Origin of the sequence: Pseudomonas sp. NFACC13-1, assembly GCF_900104425.1 — a bacterium.
Lineage (GTDB): Bacteria > Pseudomonadota > Gammaproteobacteria > Pseudomonadales > Pseudomonadaceae > Aquipseudomonas > Aquipseudomonas fluorescens_AA.
In genome coordinates this window covers 41,632-56,329 of record NZ_FMXV01000020.1, presented here as the reverse complement: position 1 = coordinate 56,329, position 14,698 = coordinate 41,632, and the positions used below count along the sequence as shown (strand labels likewise).

Genomic DNA, 14,698 nt, shown 5'->3' with positions numbered 1-14,698 from the left:
ACGTGGATTTTATGTGTTTAGGAAATATGTATAAAAAACATATGGTTACGACATAAAAGCAACGGATTTCGAAAAAACGGTACACAGGTTATCCACAGATCTCAAACAGCGGCTTGTTCCGTGGAGACTTCCGCGACAGGGCCTGGAGGAAGCGAGCCCATCTCCCGTTGTGCCTGTTCATTCCAGGCCTGTACGCGGTCATTGAGCTCGGCGATGGCGCGGGGGCCAGTGCCTTCGGCATACATCGGCGCGCCGATCACCACGGTGATGACGCCTGGTGTTCTGATCCAACCTGCCTTGGGCCAGAATTTGCCGGCATTGTGTGCAATCGGCAGCACCGGCAGGTTCGCGTTCACCGCCAATGCGGAACCGCTGCGGGAAAACTTGCCAATCGTCCCGTAAGGAACACGGGTGCCCTCGGGGAAGATCAGCACCCAAGTGTTGTCCTTGAGCAGTTCGTCGCCCTTTTTCGCCACTTGCTTGAGCGCCACTTTGGGATTGTCGCGATCGATGGCGATCGGGCGCAGCATGGCCATGGCCCAGCCAAAGAACGGTACGAACAGCAGCTCACGCTTGAGGACCTGACTCAACGGCTCGAAATAGGCCGAGAGAAAGAACGTCTCCCAGGTGCTCTGGTGGTTGGACTGGATCACGCAGGGCCGGTCCGGCACGTTCTCGGCACCCTTCACTTCATAGCGGATGCCCAGGAACACCTTGCTCAGCCACAGTGCGCAACGGCACCAGTACACATTGATGAAACGATAGCGCGCCTTGAACGACATGAACGGCGCGATAAAAAAACTCAGGGTGCACCACAGCAAGGAGCTGGTGCCCAGCAGCAGGTAAAAGAGAAAGCTTCTGATGGCCTGCAATATCGACATAGCGGCGTTTACCGTTGCGGGCAATGCCCGCCTTGTTCAAGCGCTTCCCGAACAGTCCTTGATCAGGTTGTCTTGGGAGCTCTAATTGTGGATAAGTTCAGCGGCAATCGCCGCCAGGTCGTCAAAAATCAAGGTGCCCACCGGCAGGGTCTTGCCCAGGGTCTTCTCGCCTTTCCCGGTCTTTACCAAAACTGGCTGACAATCGACGGCCTTGGCCGCCTCCAGGTCACCGAGACTGTCACCGACAAACCACACACCTGCCAAGGCCACATCGTAATGCGCGGCAATGGTTTTCAACATGCCCGGCTTGGGCTTGCGGCAATCGCAGCCGTCGTCCGGCCCATGCGGGCAATAGACGATCAAGCCGACTTCCCCGCCCTGTTCCGCCACCAGGGCGCGCAGGCGCTCATGCATGGCGTCCAGGACGGTGAGGTCATAATAACCGCGGGCAATGCCCGACTGGTTGGTGGCGACCGCCACCGTCCAGCCGGCCTTGCTCAACTGCGCGATGGCTTCGATCGAACCGGGCAGCGGCAACCACTCCTCCACCGATTTGATGTAAGCGTCGGAGTCGTGATTGATCACTCCGTCCCGATCGAGAATCAGCAGTTTCAAGCGTTACCCCAGCAACGAAATATCGGCGACGCCGAGGAACAGCCCACGCAGACGCGCCAGCAGCGCGTAACGGTTGGCCCGTACTTTGGCATCTTCGGCGTTGACCATCACCGCCTCGAAAAACGCATCCACCGGTTCGCGCAGTGCCGCCAGGCGTGCCAGGGTTTCGCTGTACTGACGCGCCGCCGCCATTGGCTGGACCGCCTGGTCCGCCTGCTGGATCGCCGAGTACAGGGAAAACTCGTTGGCGTTGTCGAAGTACTTGGCTTCGACGGTGGCCGCGATGTTGCCTTCGGCCTTGCCCAACAGGTTCGATACCCGCTTGTTCACCGCTGCCAGCGCGGCGGCTTCCGGTAATTTGCGGAAGGCCTGCACCGCTTGTACGCGCTGGTCGAAGTCCAGGGCCGAACCCGGTTTCAGGGCTCGTACCGACAGGTAGGTGGCGACGTCGACGCCTTCATCTTCATAACGCGCACGCAGGCGGTCGAAGATGAATTCCAGCACCGCATCGGCCAGGCCGGCAGCCTTGACCTTGCCACCGAACGCGTTGACGGCGAACGCCACGGCGTCGTTCAGGTCCAGGTCCAATTGCTTGTCGATCAGGATCCGCAACACGCCCAGGGCCGCACGACGCAAGGCATACGGGTCTTTGCTGCCGGTGGGCAGCATGCCGATGCCGAAGATGCCAACCAGGGTGTCGAGCTTGTCGGCGATCGCCACGGCCGCACCGGTCAGGGTGGTTGGCAGCTCAGCGCCGGCACCGCGGGGCATGTACTGCTCGTTCAGCGCCAGGGCCACGTCCTGCGGCTCGCCATCGTTGAGGGCGTAGTAGTAACCGGCCACGCCTTGCATCTCCGGGAACTCACCGACCATCTCGGTGGACAGGTCGCATTTGGACAGGATGCCGGCACGGGCCGCACGCTGGGCGTCGCCGCCGATGCGTGGGGCGATGAACGCCGCCAGTTTCGAAACGCGCTCGGCCTTGTCGTAGACGCTGCCGAGTTTTTCCTGGAACACCACGTTGCGCAGGCGCTCGTTGAAGCTTTCCAGGGGCTGTTTCTTGTCTTGCTTGAAGAAGAACTCGGCATCGGTCAGGCGCGGGCGAACGACTTTTTCGTTACCGGCGATGATCTGCTGCGGGTCCCTGCTTTCGATGTTGGCAACCGTGATGAAGCGCGGCAGCAACTTGCCTTCGGCGTCCAGCAGGCAGAAGTACTTCTGGTTGTCCTGCATGGTGGTGATCAGTGCTTCCTGCGGCACTTCGAGGAAGCGTTCCTCGAACGAGCACACCAGCGGCACTGGCCATTCCACCAGCGCGGTCACTTCGTCCAGCAGGTTGGCCGGCACGATGGCGGTGCCTTCCTGCAGGGTGGCCAGCTCTTCGGTGCGCTTGCTGATCAGCTCGCGCCGCTCGTTGGCGTCGGCCAGTACGTAGGCGGCACGCAGGTCGGCCAGGTAGTTGGCCGGCGAGGTGATGCGCACGCTCTGGGGATGATGGAAGCGGTGACCGCGGGAGTCGCGACCGGCCTTCTGGGCCAGGATCGTGCAATCGATGACCTGGTCACCGAGCAACATCACCAGCCACTGGGTTGGACGTACGAATTCTTCCTTGCGCGCGGCCCAGCGCATGCGCTTGGGGATCGGCAAGTCATTGAGGGAGTCTTCGACGATGGTCGGCAACAGGCTGGCGGTCGGCTTGCCCTTGATGCTCTGGCTGTAGCGCAGCTTCGGACCGCTCTGGTCGATTTCGCTCAGGTCCACGCCGCACTTCTTGGCGAAGCCCAGGGCGGCCTGGGTCGGGTTGCCGTCGGCATCGAACGCGGCCTGGCGTGGCGGGCCGTCGAGGTTGATGTTGCGGTCCGGCTGTTGGGTCGCCAGGGCGGTGATCAGCACGGCCAGGCGGCGCGGCGCGGCGTACACCTGTTTGGCTTCGTAGCTCAGGCCGGCGGCTTGCAGGCCTTTGTCGATACCGGCCAGGAACGCATCGGCCAGGGTGTTCAGGGCTTTGGGTGGCAGTTCTTCGGTGCCCAGTTCAACCAGAAAATCTTGAGCACTCATTGTGCAGCCTCCAGCTTAGCCAACACTTCATCACGCAGGTCCGGGGTCGCCATCGGGAAGCCCAGCTTGGCACGGGCCAGCAGGTAGGCTTGCGCAACGGAACGCGCCAGGGTGCGTACACGCAGGATGTATTGCTGGCGCGCGGTCACGGAAATCGCCCGGCGTGCGTCCAGCAGGTTGAAGGTATGGGACGCCTTCAACACCATTTCATAGCTCGGCAACGGCAGCGGCTGATCCAGCTCGATCAGGCGCTTGGCTTCGCTCTCGTAGAAATCGAACAGCTCGAACAGCTTCTCGACGTTGGCGTGTTCGAAGTTGTAGGTCGACTGCTCCACTTCGTTCTGGTGGAACACGTCGCCATAGGTCACTTTGCCGAACGGGCCGTCGGCCCACACCAGGTCGTAGACCGAATCCACGCCCTGCAGGTACATCGCCAGGCGCTCGAGGCCGTAGGTGATCTCGCCGGTGACCGGGTAGCACTCGATGCCGCCCGCCTGCTGGAAGTAGGTGAACTGGGTCACTTCCATGCCGTTGAGCCAGACTTCCCAGCCCAGGCCCCAGGCGCCCAGGGTCGGCGATTCCCAGTTGTCTTCGACGAAACGAATGTCGTGCACCAACGGGTCGAGGCCGACGTGCTTGAGGGAGCCCAGGTACAGTTCCTGGAAGTTTTCCGGGTTCGGCTTCAGGACCACCTGGAACTGGTAGTAGTGCTGCAGGCGGTTCGGGTTTTCGCCGTAGCGGCCGTCAGTCGGGCGGCGGCTGGGCTGCACATAAGCGGCGTTCCAGGTTTCCGGGCCGATGGCACGCAGAAACGTGGCAGTGTGGAAAGTGCCGGCGCCTACTTCCATATCGTAGGGCTGAAGTACCACGCAACCTTGCTCGGCCCAGTATTGCTGGAGGGCGAGGATCAAGTCTTGGAAGGTACGCACGGCTGGCGTAGGCTGGCTCACGAAATTCACCTGTTTCTTGGGCTGCGATTTAAAGAGCGGGAGTATACCCGATTCGTTCGTGCGCACGCCCCCTGGAGCCTTATGCCACGCTGCTTTTGGTGTTCTGACGATCCGTTGTACATGGCTTATCACGATCAGGAGTGGGGCACGCCGCTGCGCGATGCGCAGGGTTTGTTCGAGTTGCTTTTGCTCGAAGGGTTCCAGGCCGGGCTGTCCTGGATCACCGTTTTGCGCAAACGCGAGCGCTACCGGGAAGTGTTGTACGGCTTCGATGTGCAGCGCGTGGCGCAGATGAGCGACGCGGAAATCGATGAGCTGATGCTCGACCCGGGCATCATCCGCAACCGCCTCAAGCTCAAGGCCGCCCGCCGCAATGCCCAGGCCTGGCTGGCGCTGGAAGATCCGGTGGCGTTCCTCTGGTCGTTCGTGGGCGGCAAACCCATCATCAACCATTTCAAGGACCGCAGCGAAGTGCCGGCCATCACGCCCGAGGCACTGGCGATGAGCAAAGGCCTGAAAAAAGCCGGGTTCACTTTCGTCGGGCCGACCATTTGCTACGCCTTGATGCAGGCCTCGGGCATGGTCATGGACCACACCCAGGACTGCGACCGCTACGCCGAGTTGGTAAACGGCGGTTAGAATAGCCGGCTCGCAACACGGCCCATACATTCAGGAGTGACCTGTGGATAAGTTGAAAGGCGCCTTGCTGGTCGGCGCTCTGCGGTTGTTTGCGCTGCTGCCCTGGCGAGCGGTGCAGGCGGTGGGCTCGGCGATTGGCTGGCTCATGTGGAAATTTCCCAACCGTTCCCGCGACGTGGTGCGGATCAACCTCGCCAAGTGCTTTCCCGAGATGGACCCGGCCGAGCGCGAACGCCTGGTGGGCCAGAGCCTCAAGGACATCGGCAAATCCCTGACCGAAAGCGCCTGTGCCTGGATCTGGCCGGCCCAGCGCTCCATCGACCTGGTGCGCGAAGTCGAAGGCCTGGAGGTGCTGAAAGAAGCCCTGGCCTCCGGTAAAGGCGTGGTGGGTATCACCAGCCACCTGGGCAACTGGGAAGTGCTCAACCACTTTTATTGCAGCCAGTGCAAACCGATCATTTTCTACCGCCCGCCCAAGCTCAAGGCGGTGGATGAATTGCTGCAAAAGCAACGTGTGCAACTGGGCAACAAAGTCGCGGCCTCCACCAAGGAAGGCATCCTGAGCGTCATCAAGGAAGTGCGCAAGGGCGGCCAGGTGGGCATCCCCGCCGACCCGGAACCGGCCGAATCCGCCGGCATCTTCGTGCCCTTCTTCGCCACCCAGGCCCTGACCAGCAAATTCGTGCCGAACATGCTCGCCGGCGGCAAGGCGGTCGGCGTCTTCCTTCACGCCCTGCGCCTGCCGGACGGCTCCGGCTACAAAGTCATCCTCGAAGCCGCGCCAGAGGCCATGTACAGCACCGACACCGAAACCGCCTGCGCCGCCATGAGCCAAGTGGTGGAGCGCTACGTGCGGGCCTACCCGAGCCAGTACATGTGGAGCATGAAACGCTTCAAGAAGCGCCCGCCGGGCGAGGCGCGGTGGTACTGAAAATCTGTTGCTTCATATGAGCGGGGGTTTGGGATTTGTGGTGAATGCAGGATCTGTGAGCACCCAAGTCCCTATGTGGGAGCCGAGTTTGCTCGCGATGACGACGGCACACTCGCCATCGCTGCAAGCAGACCCACCGCTATCGCGAGCAAGCTCGCTCCCACCGTTTGCCGGGCTGTTTACAGACATTGCGTCCAACATAAATTCCTGTGGGAGCGAGCTTGCTCGTGATAGCGCCCTAACAGCCGCCACATAACTAACTGACCTCACCCCACGCCATCTCTCATCCTAAAGCTCGGTCCCCGGCTGTCGATAACCCGATGTATCCGCCAATCATGGACCGATGAAATGGAACTCTCCCTTAGCGCTGCCTCTATTGCACCCGCCAACACCCACCTCACCCGCTCCGATCAGACGTTGGTCACTCATCCACCAACAGGCTCTGTAAAAGAACTGGCAAGCGCTGGCCCAGCGGCCATCTACCATCCCAGTGAAGAAACCCAGACCGTGGAGCAACCGCTGGTGGCCATTACCACCTGGGTCGGTCGCTCCCAATCGCCAGATTTTCCTCGCTATGTCGCGATCACCGAGAGCGCGAAAAACACGTTGAAAACCTCCTTCGAGGCATTCCAGTCACAGCTGTCGGCGACCCACCCGGATTTGGCCAGCAAGAAATACGGCTTCACCGTCGAGGCCGATGGCAAGCTGAAAGTGCTCAACACCGCCGGGCAGCTCAGCACCTCGGAGACCCAGCGCCTCACCGATCTGCTCAATGAATCCAATGACTTGAAAACCGCAGCCAGCGCCTTCCGCGACGCTTCCATCGACATGGTGGATGCCGACTCGCCCTGGTCTGGCAGCTACCTGGGCCGCTACAACCTGACCAAGGAAAACTTCGCCAGCACCATCGACCTGGCACCGCTGCTCAAGCGCTCCGGCTCGGTGCCGCCCCAGGAGTTTTCGGACGGGCTGTTCTTCAATCAACTGGCGCACAAAGGCGAACTGGCGACCCAAGAGACGGAAGCCGCGATGCTTGAACGGCGTGCTGCACAGCGATTCAGCGCGCAGGCCTGAATGGCGAGGGAGTTTGCTGCCGAAATCCAATACAACTGCAACGAGCGCTCTAACCCTGACCATTTATCTGGAATTCTGCGGGTCTGTAAGTTCTTAAAGTAGCCACGCCGCCCTACCTGGCCCCTAATAACTTCGTCGACCCCTTTCCTAGGCCTTGTACGTAAAGTGCCTGCGCGACGATCATGCTGCGTTGAAAACAGGCTCGGAATGCTCATTTACAACCAGTAAACTCCGCTTCCTCGCCTGTTTTCGCCTTGCCTGATCGCCGCTCGGCGACTTTTCGTACAAGCCCTGGGTGACAAGATGCAAGGAAGCGCAGTGAAGACAGTTGTCACGATGGTTCTATCTTTGGGGTTATGCGGCTGCGTTTTCGATTCTCGCAGCTCTGCGCCGACACTCTGGACAGATGGCATCATGCTGGAGCAGAAGAAGGCCACCGTGGATGATCAACACGCCAAAGTGATCATGCAGGCATTTGGCGATGTGGCCTATCCAATAGATTTTGAAGTGGTCCGAGGCAATGACCCGGATACACGTCCGGATCAACTCGGAACAGTGGTCGAACCGTTTCACAGTAAAGCCGGTGGATGGTTCAACCGTCTTAACAGCGCGGTCTTCAAGCATTTTCCCCAGTTGGAAATGCAGGCTGATCCTGGCCAGACTTTGCAAGTGGTCGGGTCGTCGACGATCAGTCATCAGATTCCGGCACCGGGTTATCGGACGCTTTACAACGAAGACCACGTTTTCAACCAGTCGAAGAACAAGTACGAGAAAAAGGTAAACGCCAATCCGACGGTCTCGTCGTATTACAGCTGTGGGCCGATCGCTATTACCTTTATTCCCGAGAAGCAAAAAGTCTATCTGGTGGAGTTCGTCTTTGTTGATCGGGGCGAAGGGTGTGAACTTCAGGTCTATGACATCACGCGACCCGAACTACGTGCTCCAGTCGTTGCCATCAAAGGAACGCAGCCTTCGTCTGGCAAATCGTACCGCTACCCCTAGGTTCTGTAAGAGCCTGCTTGACGGCGCCCAGTGAGTTTCTTTCAGCCCCTGATCCAATGACCGGCTAAAAGCCCATCCACTCGAACAAGGCAAGTCCATTGTGAATGCACCAGACGTCCTGGCGAACGAAACAGACCTCGGCAATTGCATGATGAAGGTTGACCATGCAGGTGAGCATGGCGCGATCTGTATCTACAGCGGTCAGTTGACCATGGCCCGGCTTTTCTTCCCGGATATGGTGGGTGAGCTCAGGGAGTTTCTTTCCCACGAGCGCCGTCACCGGGCCGTCTTCTTCGCGGAACTGCAACGTCGCAACTATCCCCGCTGCCGCAGTTACTGGCTGTGCGGGATGGGCGGCTTGGCGTTGGGACTGATCACTGGCCTCTGCGGCCGTAAAGCCATTCTTGCCACCACCGTCGCGGTTGAAAGTGTGGTGCTTAAACACCTGGCCCACCAACTTCAGGTTCTGGGCGATATCGATCCGTACGCAGTGGCGGCCATCGCTTCGATCGTGGAAGAAGAACAACACCATCATGACCATTCGGCAGCGCAGATTGATGCAAACGATCCTTGGTTCAGAGCGCTGGCACCGATGGTGATCGCTTGGACTGAAGCCGTGATATGGATGGGTATGCGTTCTTAGCAAAGGCGCAAAGATCGACTGGCCTTCCCCCACCAGCAAGTAGATAGACGACTGCTCCCTTCTGAGCGAAAGCGGTCAGCCGTTAATGCCCACAAGGAGGCGCAAAGTCTAAATCGCGTCCATGATTAAGCCCTTGGTCGAACGACCGTCAGCCAAAAACATCGCACAGCCCTCTGGTCCATGACTCAAGGAGTTCCTCCCATGAAAATCGACTTCACTGGCCGTCACGTTTTAGTCACCGGTTCCACCAGCGGCATCGGTTTTGCCACCGCCAAAGGCTTCCTCGAAGCCGGTGCCAACGTGGTCCTCAATGGCCGCAGCGACAGCAGCGTGCAGGATGCGTTGCAGCGCCTGGGCGGCCTCGCTTCCAAAGCCGAAGGCTTTGTTGGCGACCTCAGCAACGAGGCAGGCTGCCAGGCACTGATCGCCAAATACCCCAGCTTCGATATCGTCATCAACAACCTGGGCATTTTCAAACAACAAGACTTTTTCGAAACGCCGGACAGCGAATGGCAGCGCTTCTTCGAAACCAACGTGATGTCGGGCGTGCGGGTTTCCAGGGCTTACGCGCAAGGCATGGTCGAGCGCGGTTGGGGACGGATCGTGTTTATCTCGTCGGAATCGGGCGTGAACATTCCTGCCGACATGATCCATTACGGCTTCACCAAGACCGCCCAACTGTCCATCGCTCGCGGCCTGGCCAAGCGACTCGCCGGCACGGGCGTGACGGTGAACTCGGTGTTGCCTGGGCCGACGCTTTCCGAAGGGGTTGCCCAGATGCTCCAGGCAGATGTGGAGCGCAGCGGGGAAAGCCTGGAAAAGGTGGCGGCGGATTTCGTCAACCAGCACCGCAGCACCTCGATCATCCAGCGCGCGGCGCGCGTCGAGGAGGTCGCCAACATGATTATCTACGCCAGCTCGGAGCAGGCCTCGGCCACCACGGGGGCGGCGTTGCGTGTTGATGGGGGTGTGGTGGATAGCATCGTTTAGGAACCTGTGACGCAAAAAAACGCCGCTTCCTCATGAGAGATAAGCGGCGTTTTTTATTCGTGGGTGAAGTGAGTTAGACGGTGACGTGCAATCGGACGTCAACGTTGCCGCGTGTCGCGTTGGAGTACGGGCAAACCTGGTGAGCCGCGTCGACCAGCGCCTGAGCATCGGCTTGATCCAGACCTGGCAGGTTGATGTGCAAGTCGATGTCCAGACCGAAACCGCCAGGGATCTGGCCGATGCCAACGTGTGCGGTGATCGAAGCGTCGGCAGGAATGCTGCGTTTGCTCTGGCTGGCGACAAACTTCAGTGCACCGATGAAGCAGGCCGAGTAGCCGGCAGCGAATAGCTGCTCAGGGTTGGTGGCTTCACCACCGGCACCACCCAAGGCTTTTGGCGTGGCCAGTTTTACGTCGAGAATCTTGTCGCTGGAAACAGCACGGCCATCACGGCCACCGGTGGAAGTTGCGACTGCGGTATAGAGAACGTTCATGGTGTTTCCTCTTGCTGAATGGGCTGATCGAGTGTTTGTTTTGCTTTGCGCTAAATGTTTGTGCGCTAATCAGTTGTGATAAAATTAACGCTCAAATACTTTGCGCGCAAGATAAATTTTCAAGAAATGATCAACTTTTAATTAACCGATTGATATTAAAAGGAAATTATTTTCAGTACAGGGCAAGAACACTCGCCGCGAGGTGAACCAAGGAGAAGCCAGAGGGATCAATGCCCAGGCGATTGCAGGCCTTTGGAGAGAGGGCGTTCAGGGTTCCCACGCTCCCGAGTGGGAACGCCGCCGGGGGACGCTCCGCGTTCCGCTTCTGGAATATGACGTAAAGGTGGGGTTGATCAAATTCTGGCCAATGATGCAGAGCCAACCCGACTAAGCAACAGCCACTCGATTGCGCCCCAACGCCTTCGCCCGATACAGGGCTTTATCCGCATCGTTCATCAAGCTATGAAGATCCTTGTTACAGGCCTCCGTCGACGCGACGCCAAGGCTGGCGGTTATGCAGTGAACAGGCTCGATCATCAAACCCGCAATCGTATCGATGAGCTGTTCCGCAATCTGGGTGGCGACCTCGATGGACGTGTCCGGAAGCAGAATGGCGAACTCTTCCCCACCCAGCCGGCCGTGAATGTCCGTCGCCCGAAACGACGAACTGATGACCATCCCCATCTCGCGCAAAACCTGATCCCCGACCTGATGGCCGTAGGTGTCGTTGATGTGCTTGAAGTGATCCATGTCCAACATGACGGCGCACAACCCTAACCGGTTGCTCTTGCATTCGTCATAAAGCCGCTGGGCATGCTCGAAAAAAGCCCGCCGACTCTTCAGGCCGGTCAGTTCATCGGTTTGTGCGGCGCGGGTTGAAATGCTGTTCGCCTGCTCCATTTCACGGGTAAGACGAAAGGCGATTTCCAGTGCCTGGGACATTTTGTGCGTGGCGCGGGCCGCAAATGCCGCGAACACCAAGATCGAAAGGGCCATGCCAACTTGGATCGGGGACGGTTGAAACAGCAGCCAGACGGTGCATGGAAACAGCACCAGGCCAATGGAGGCCAGCGTCATATCGCGGTAGGCCGAGTAGCATGACACCGCGCTGACGGTCATGCCGACGGTAAACAGCATGACCAACGCCTGGGACAGCAGATCGCCCGCCGGCATGACCACAAATGCACCGCCGCCCCAGATGCTGGCGGATAACACCAGCGTGACCCAGTATCTGCGCTCCCAGCGCTGAGGCGTACGCTCACTTTCGGCGCTGCGAAAATAGGCGACGAACATCGCGATACGCAACAACGTCGATGCGGTCAGGATGCCCAACCACCAAAGAATAGCGCTGTGCTCAAACCGATCCCAACACAGCCCACTCAGCATGATGGCAGCCAGGTAACTGCCGAAAACCGCAGAAACGGATTGGCGAAACAGTTGCTGCAGTCGATCAGTTCGCACCTGCTCGGCTATGAAAAAAGCTTGGCCGTTCCGAGATCTTGGGCCATCCATTTGATCCACCTGATCGTGATGCAACTAAAATGGCGATTGTGGCACCCTGCCACCAACGCAAACAACTGAATTACACCTACGGCCCCGATTGAACCAAAACCCCGTGGCGAGGGAGCTTGCTCCCACCATTCCTACAGTCAAACGGCATCATCTGCTTTACAGGATCAGGCTGGAATCAATCCTGCTTCCCGGTAGCTCAAAATCAGATCATCGAACAGGCCGACATCCGCCCGAGTCCGCGCGATTAACTGAGCACCCGCAACAGCGGTGTAAATGGCGCGGGCTCGGCGTTCACATTCTTCTGCGCTGCCTGTTCCCGCATCCGCCAGCACCTGGGCGAGCCACGTCACGTTAACGTCCGCAAAAGCCCTGACCTCTCGCGACACTTCATCGGGAAGGTCTTCGTATTCGGCTGCCATGAAGCTGGACAGACAAAGCCTGTTGCCGTCCTCAAGCGACTTTCGAAAAATGGAGGGGTACAGCCGTACACACGCCTTTGGATCGGTATGGGCGGCGCGTATCTCTTCGAGCATGCGCAGCGCATCCTGCCAGTAGCGTTCGGCAACCGCCGCAGCCAGGCCTGCCTTGCTCGGAAAGTGGTAGTAAATGCTGGCGTTCTTGATGCCCACCTGGTCGGCAATGCTACGGAAATTGATTCCGCTGTAACCGTGCAGTTGGGCAGCGGCTTTCGCTGCCGCCAAGATGGCTTCTCGAGCATTTTCGTTCACGTTGCGGCCTCATTTCGAAATTCGACTCACTCAGGTAACCGCGATTCTACGCGCAGATGTGTATACCTGCCAATTGTCAGGTAGGGGATTGACAGCACTGAATTGGCGGCTCAGTATTTACCTACCAATTGACAGGCAGGTACTCGAGTCATGACTTCTTCACAACAGCGCGTTGATGTTCCCACTGTTCCTACGATGAAAATCTACGATTGGTTCAACGGCCCATACCCCGCCCGAGTGCGCATTGCGCTGGCGGAAAAAGGATTGCTGCCGAACATCGAATTCATACCGGTGAATCTCTGGGCCGGTGAGCACAAGAACCCCGAGTTCCTGGCCATCAATTACTCCGGGACACTGCCCGTGCTGGAGCTGGACGATGGGACGCGGATCGCGGAGTGCACGGCGATTACCCAGTATCTGGATAGCCTGGACGGTCATCCGACGCTGACGGGCGAAACGCCTGTTGAAAAAGGCATCATCCATATGATGACCAAACGTGCCGAGATCGAGTTTCTCGACGCCGTCAGCGTGTACTTCCACCATGCCACGCCGGGCCTCGGCCCCGATGTCGAGCTGTACCAGAATGCCGAGTGGGGCGCCCGGATGCGCGATAAGGCGATCAGGGGCATGCGCTATTTCGACAACCTTCTCAAGGACCAGGCCTTTGTGGCGGGCGATAAGTTTTCGATGGCCGACATTGCGGTACTGGGCGGCATGATCTTCGCCTCGCTGGTGCAACTCCCCGTGCCTGAAGAATGTGCCGCACTGCGAGCCTGGCACGCCAGGATGCAGGAACGCTCTAGCGTCCAGGCATGGCGTGCCATGGTCGAGCGTGGTGCTGCGTAGCACTGATCATGACCAGCCTGCGTCAGGCATGAAAGAAGGGGCAAGGGCGAGTTGAGCCGCGATAGCAGGTGAACCCACCAAAGAAAAACCCGACGCTTTACGTCGGGTTTTCGAGGGATACGACTGCAAGCCCGACGTTGTTTACGGGTTACTCGACTTGCGACAGCTTGGCGTCGTCGCAACCGGCAGCACGGCACTCGCGCTCGACAGCTTTGAGTATGACGATACGCGCCTCGGTCTTCTCATTGGCACAGTCCAGGTAGAGCAGGCCATCGTTGGAACAGGCGCTGTCACGATTTTTGATCCACTGGATCTGAGCGGCTTTCACTTTTTTCTTTTGATCCGGGTTCAGGGCACTCATCGTCTTCTTGTACTGCTCGTTGATTTCCTGATCCGACTGAACCATTTTCAGCGACGCGCAATAGGTCCTGTCATAGGCGTTTCTAGGATTATCGCAACTCATCGCAGATGCCGATGCTGATGCCATTGCCAGCAATGTCCCAACCAACAAAGACTTGATCACTTACTTCTCTCCCTGAATGCCCTCTATTGATTAGAGGTCGCGGCGGGGAATTTATCATGGGGGTTGTTGAACAATGAAGCAGAACTGCAACGCCCTTGGCCGCCGCGCTGCCGGCGACGGCCTTTCGTCACAACTTTGACTTTCTCGACCAAAGATCGAAGTCGCTGCTGCACGCCGCAACGATGTAGTTCCCACACCAGGAGAATCCGAACGCCCTCACGTGGTCCCTGTAGATCACCGTGCAATCCGCTTGATGACCTTCAATCAGCGCATTTTTGAAGGGTTTGCTCAGAATAAGACTGTTTTCAGGCCAATCCGGGGAAACCAACTCCAGTCCTTCCCCGGCGATGTTGCCGGTTGGCAAGCCACCGCCCTGAATGCCACACAGCGGTATGACTTCATCGGCGATCACGCCAATGCCCTGACAATGCAAGCCGAGCTCGCTCAAGCCTGCATATTCTTCATAGTCGCGCTCAATTTTTTCTCCTGTGTCGCAGTGCACAACACTCCGCCCCGAGCTTGAGACGACCAGCAAGTAGGGACCTTTTTGCGAAAACCCAACCGATAGCAGCCCACCGACGGCTATCGAAGTAATATGAGTCCAACCCTCGGGGTTCTCATCGACAGGGATCTGGTCGATGAGTCGTATCAAGCGCTTTCGATTGTCTTCGCGTAATGAATTCATGAGTGCAGTCGGATAAGAAAGGGGCAAGTTTACTCTGCCTTCCGTCCCCCTTTACGGACCGAAAGACAAGCAGTTAACAGGCATTGAGCGGGGGCCGGTCAAACATTCGTGGCGAGGGAGCTTGCTCC

Annotated in this window: 16 protein-coding genes; 7 read left to right on the top strand and 9 right to left on the bottom strand. The window is 58.5% G+C overall.

The window, feature by feature from the left end:
* Positions 1-101: 101 nt before the first annotated feature.
* The 4 genes from BLQ55_RS22075 to glyQ all read right to left on the bottom strand — a co-directional run bounded on the left by BLQ55_RS22075 (position 102) and on the right by glyQ (position 4,504).
* Positions 102-881 (bottom strand): lysophospholipid acyltransferase family protein, encoded by a 780-nt coding sequence (locus BLQ55_RS22075; protein WP_092200166.1) that lies wholly within the window; start codon positions 879-881, stop codon positions 102-104.
* Positions 882-962: 81 nt separating this feature from the next.
* Positions 963-1,496 (bottom strand): D-glycero-beta-D-manno-heptose 1,7-bisphosphate 7-phosphatase, encoded by a 534-nt coding sequence (gene gmhB / locus BLQ55_RS22070; protein ID WP_060739901.1) that lies wholly within the window; start codon positions 1,494-1,496, stop codon positions 963-965.
* Positions 1,497-1,499: 3 nt separating this feature from the next.
* Positions 1,500-3,554 (bottom strand): glycine--tRNA ligase subunit beta, encoded by a 2,055-nt coding sequence (glyS, locus tag BLQ55_RS22065; protein WP_092257027.1) that lies wholly within the window; start codon positions 3,552-3,554, stop codon positions 1,500-1,502.
* Positions 3,551-4,504: a glycine--tRNA ligase subunit alpha gene (gene glyQ, locus BLQ55_RS22060; protein ID WP_003177094.1), complete on the bottom strand. Its 954-nt coding sequence runs from the start codon at positions 4,502-4,504 to the stop codon at positions 3,551-3,553. The genes glyS and glyQ overlap by 4 nt, the downstream gene beginning before the upstream one ends.
* A gap of 81 nt (positions 4,505-4,585) precedes the next feature.
* Here glyQ and BLQ55_RS22055 point away from each other — a divergent pair, with 81 nt between their 5' ends.
* From BLQ55_RS22055 to BLQ55_RS22030, 6 genes are all read left to right on the top strand, one after another.
* On the top strand, positions 4,586-5,143 hold the full coding sequence (locus tag BLQ55_RS22055) for a DNA-3-methyladenine glycosylase I (protein ID WP_060739899.1): 558 nt from the start codon (positions 4,586-4,588) through the stop codon (positions 5,141-5,143).
* 43 nt (positions 5,144-5,186) lie between these two features.
* On the top strand, positions 5,187-6,074 hold the full coding sequence (locus BLQ55_RS22050) for a lysophospholipid acyltransferase (RefSeq protein ID WP_092200157.1): 888 nt from the start codon (positions 5,187-5,189) through the stop codon (positions 6,072-6,074).
* Between the two features lie 348 nt (positions 6,075-6,422).
* Positions 6,423-7,148 carry a hypothetical protein gene (locus tag BLQ55_RS22045; protein ID WP_092200154.1) on the top strand — a complete coding sequence of 242 codons (726 nt, stop codon included), beginning with the start codon at positions 6,423-6,425 and terminating at the stop codon, positions 7,146-7,148.
* A gap of 318 nt (positions 7,149-7,466) precedes the next feature.
* Positions 7,467-8,150 (top strand): hypothetical protein, encoded by a 684-nt coding sequence (locus BLQ55_RS22040; protein WP_256326638.1) that lies wholly within the window; start codon positions 7,467-7,469, stop codon positions 8,148-8,150.
* A gap of 100 nt (positions 8,151-8,250) precedes the next feature.
* Positions 8,251-8,793 (top strand): 3-demethoxyubiquinol 3-hydroxylase, encoded by a 543-nt coding sequence (locus tag BLQ55_RS22035; protein ID WP_256326637.1) that lies wholly within the window; start codon positions 8,251-8,253, stop codon positions 8,791-8,793.
* A 201-nt stretch (positions 8,794-8,994) separates the two neighbouring features.
* Positions 8,995-9,783: an SDR family NAD(P)-dependent oxidoreductase gene (locus BLQ55_RS22030; RefSeq protein WP_092200148.1), complete on the top strand. Its 789-nt coding sequence runs from the start codon at positions 8,995-8,997 to the stop codon at positions 9,781-9,783.
* A 73-nt stretch (positions 9,784-9,856) separates the two neighbouring features.
* On the opposite strand, the gene BLQ55_RS22025 is transcribed toward BLQ55_RS22030, so the two are convergent.
* From BLQ55_RS22025 to BLQ55_RS22010, 3 genes are all read right to left on the bottom strand, one after another.
* Positions 9,857-10,276, bottom strand: a complete 420-nt coding sequence (locus BLQ55_RS22025; protein ID WP_003196182.1) for an organic hydroperoxide resistance protein — start codon at positions 10,274-10,276, stop codon at positions 9,857-9,859.
* Between the two features lie 387 nt (positions 10,277-10,663).
* Entirely contained in the window at positions 10,664-11,788 is a 1,125-nt protein-coding gene (locus BLQ55_RS22015) for a GGDEF domain-containing protein (protein ID WP_092257020.1), read from the bottom strand.
* Between the two features lie 164 nt (positions 11,789-11,952).
* Positions 11,953-12,516 carry a TetR/AcrR family transcriptional regulator gene (locus tag BLQ55_RS22010; protein ID WP_092200139.1) on the bottom strand — a complete coding sequence of 188 codons (564 nt, stop codon included), beginning with the start codon at positions 12,514-12,516 and terminating at the stop codon, positions 11,953-11,955.
* A gap of 150 nt (positions 12,517-12,666) precedes the next feature.
* Here BLQ55_RS22010 and BLQ55_RS22005 point away from each other — a divergent pair, with 150 nt between their 5' ends.
* Positions 12,667-13,362: a glutathione S-transferase gene (locus BLQ55_RS22005; RefSeq protein ID WP_092257017.1), complete on the top strand. Its 696-nt coding sequence runs from the start codon at positions 12,667-12,669 to the stop codon at positions 13,360-13,362.
* 148 nt (positions 13,363-13,510) lie between these two features.
* Here BLQ55_RS22005 and BLQ55_RS22000 read toward each other — a convergent pair whose 3' ends face one another.
* Positions 13,511-13,885 carry a lysozyme inhibitor LprI family protein gene (locus BLQ55_RS22000; protein WP_083569132.1) on the bottom strand — a complete coding sequence of 125 codons (375 nt, stop codon included), beginning with the start codon at positions 13,883-13,885 and terminating at the stop codon, positions 13,511-13,513.
* A gap of 127 nt (positions 13,886-14,012) precedes the next feature.
* Positions 14,013-14,570, bottom strand: coding sequence for a hypothetical protein (locus BLQ55_RS21995; RefSeq protein ID WP_143011768.1), 558 nt, complete (start codon positions 14,568-14,570; stop codon positions 14,013-14,015).
* Between the last annotated feature and the right edge of the window lie 128 nt (positions 14,571-14,698).

Bases quoted from the DNA above. Each gene is read 5' to 3' on its own strand.
- BLQ55_RS22005 (WP_092257017.1), top strand. From the start codon at position 12,667: ATGACTTCTTCACAACAGCGCGTTGATGTTCCCACTGTTCCTACGATG.
- BLQ55_RS22045 (WP_092200154.1), top strand. From the start codon at position 6,423: ATGGAACTCTCCCTTAGCGCTGCCTCTATTGCACCCGCCAACACCCAC.
- BLQ55_RS22055 (WP_060739899.1), top strand. From the start codon at position 4,586: ATGCCACGCTGCTTTTGGTGTTCTGACGATCCGTTGTACATGGCTTAT.
- BLQ55_RS21995 (WP_143011768.1), bottom strand. From the start codon at position 14,570: ATGAATTCATTACGCGAAGACAATCGAAAGCGCTTGATACGACTCATC.
- BLQ55_RS22025 (WP_003196182.1), bottom strand. From the start codon at position 10,276: ATGAACGTTCTCTATACCGCAGTCGCAACTTCCACCGGTGGCCGTGAT.
- BLQ55_RS22015 (WP_092257020.1), bottom strand. From the start codon at position 11,788: ATGGATGGCCCAAGATCTCGGAACGGCCAAGCTTTTTTCATAGCCGAG.
- BLQ55_RS22030 (WP_092200148.1), top strand. From the start codon at position 8,995: ATGAAAATCGACTTCACTGGCCGTCACGTTTTAGTCACCGGTTCCACC.
- glyS (WP_092257027.1), bottom strand. From the start codon at position 3,554: ATGAGTGCTCAAGATTTTCTGGTTGAACTGGGCACCGAAGAACTGCCA.
- BLQ55_RS22075 (WP_092200166.1), bottom strand. From the start codon at position 881: ATGTCGATATTGCAGGCCATCAGAAGCTTTCTCTTTTACCTGCTGCTG.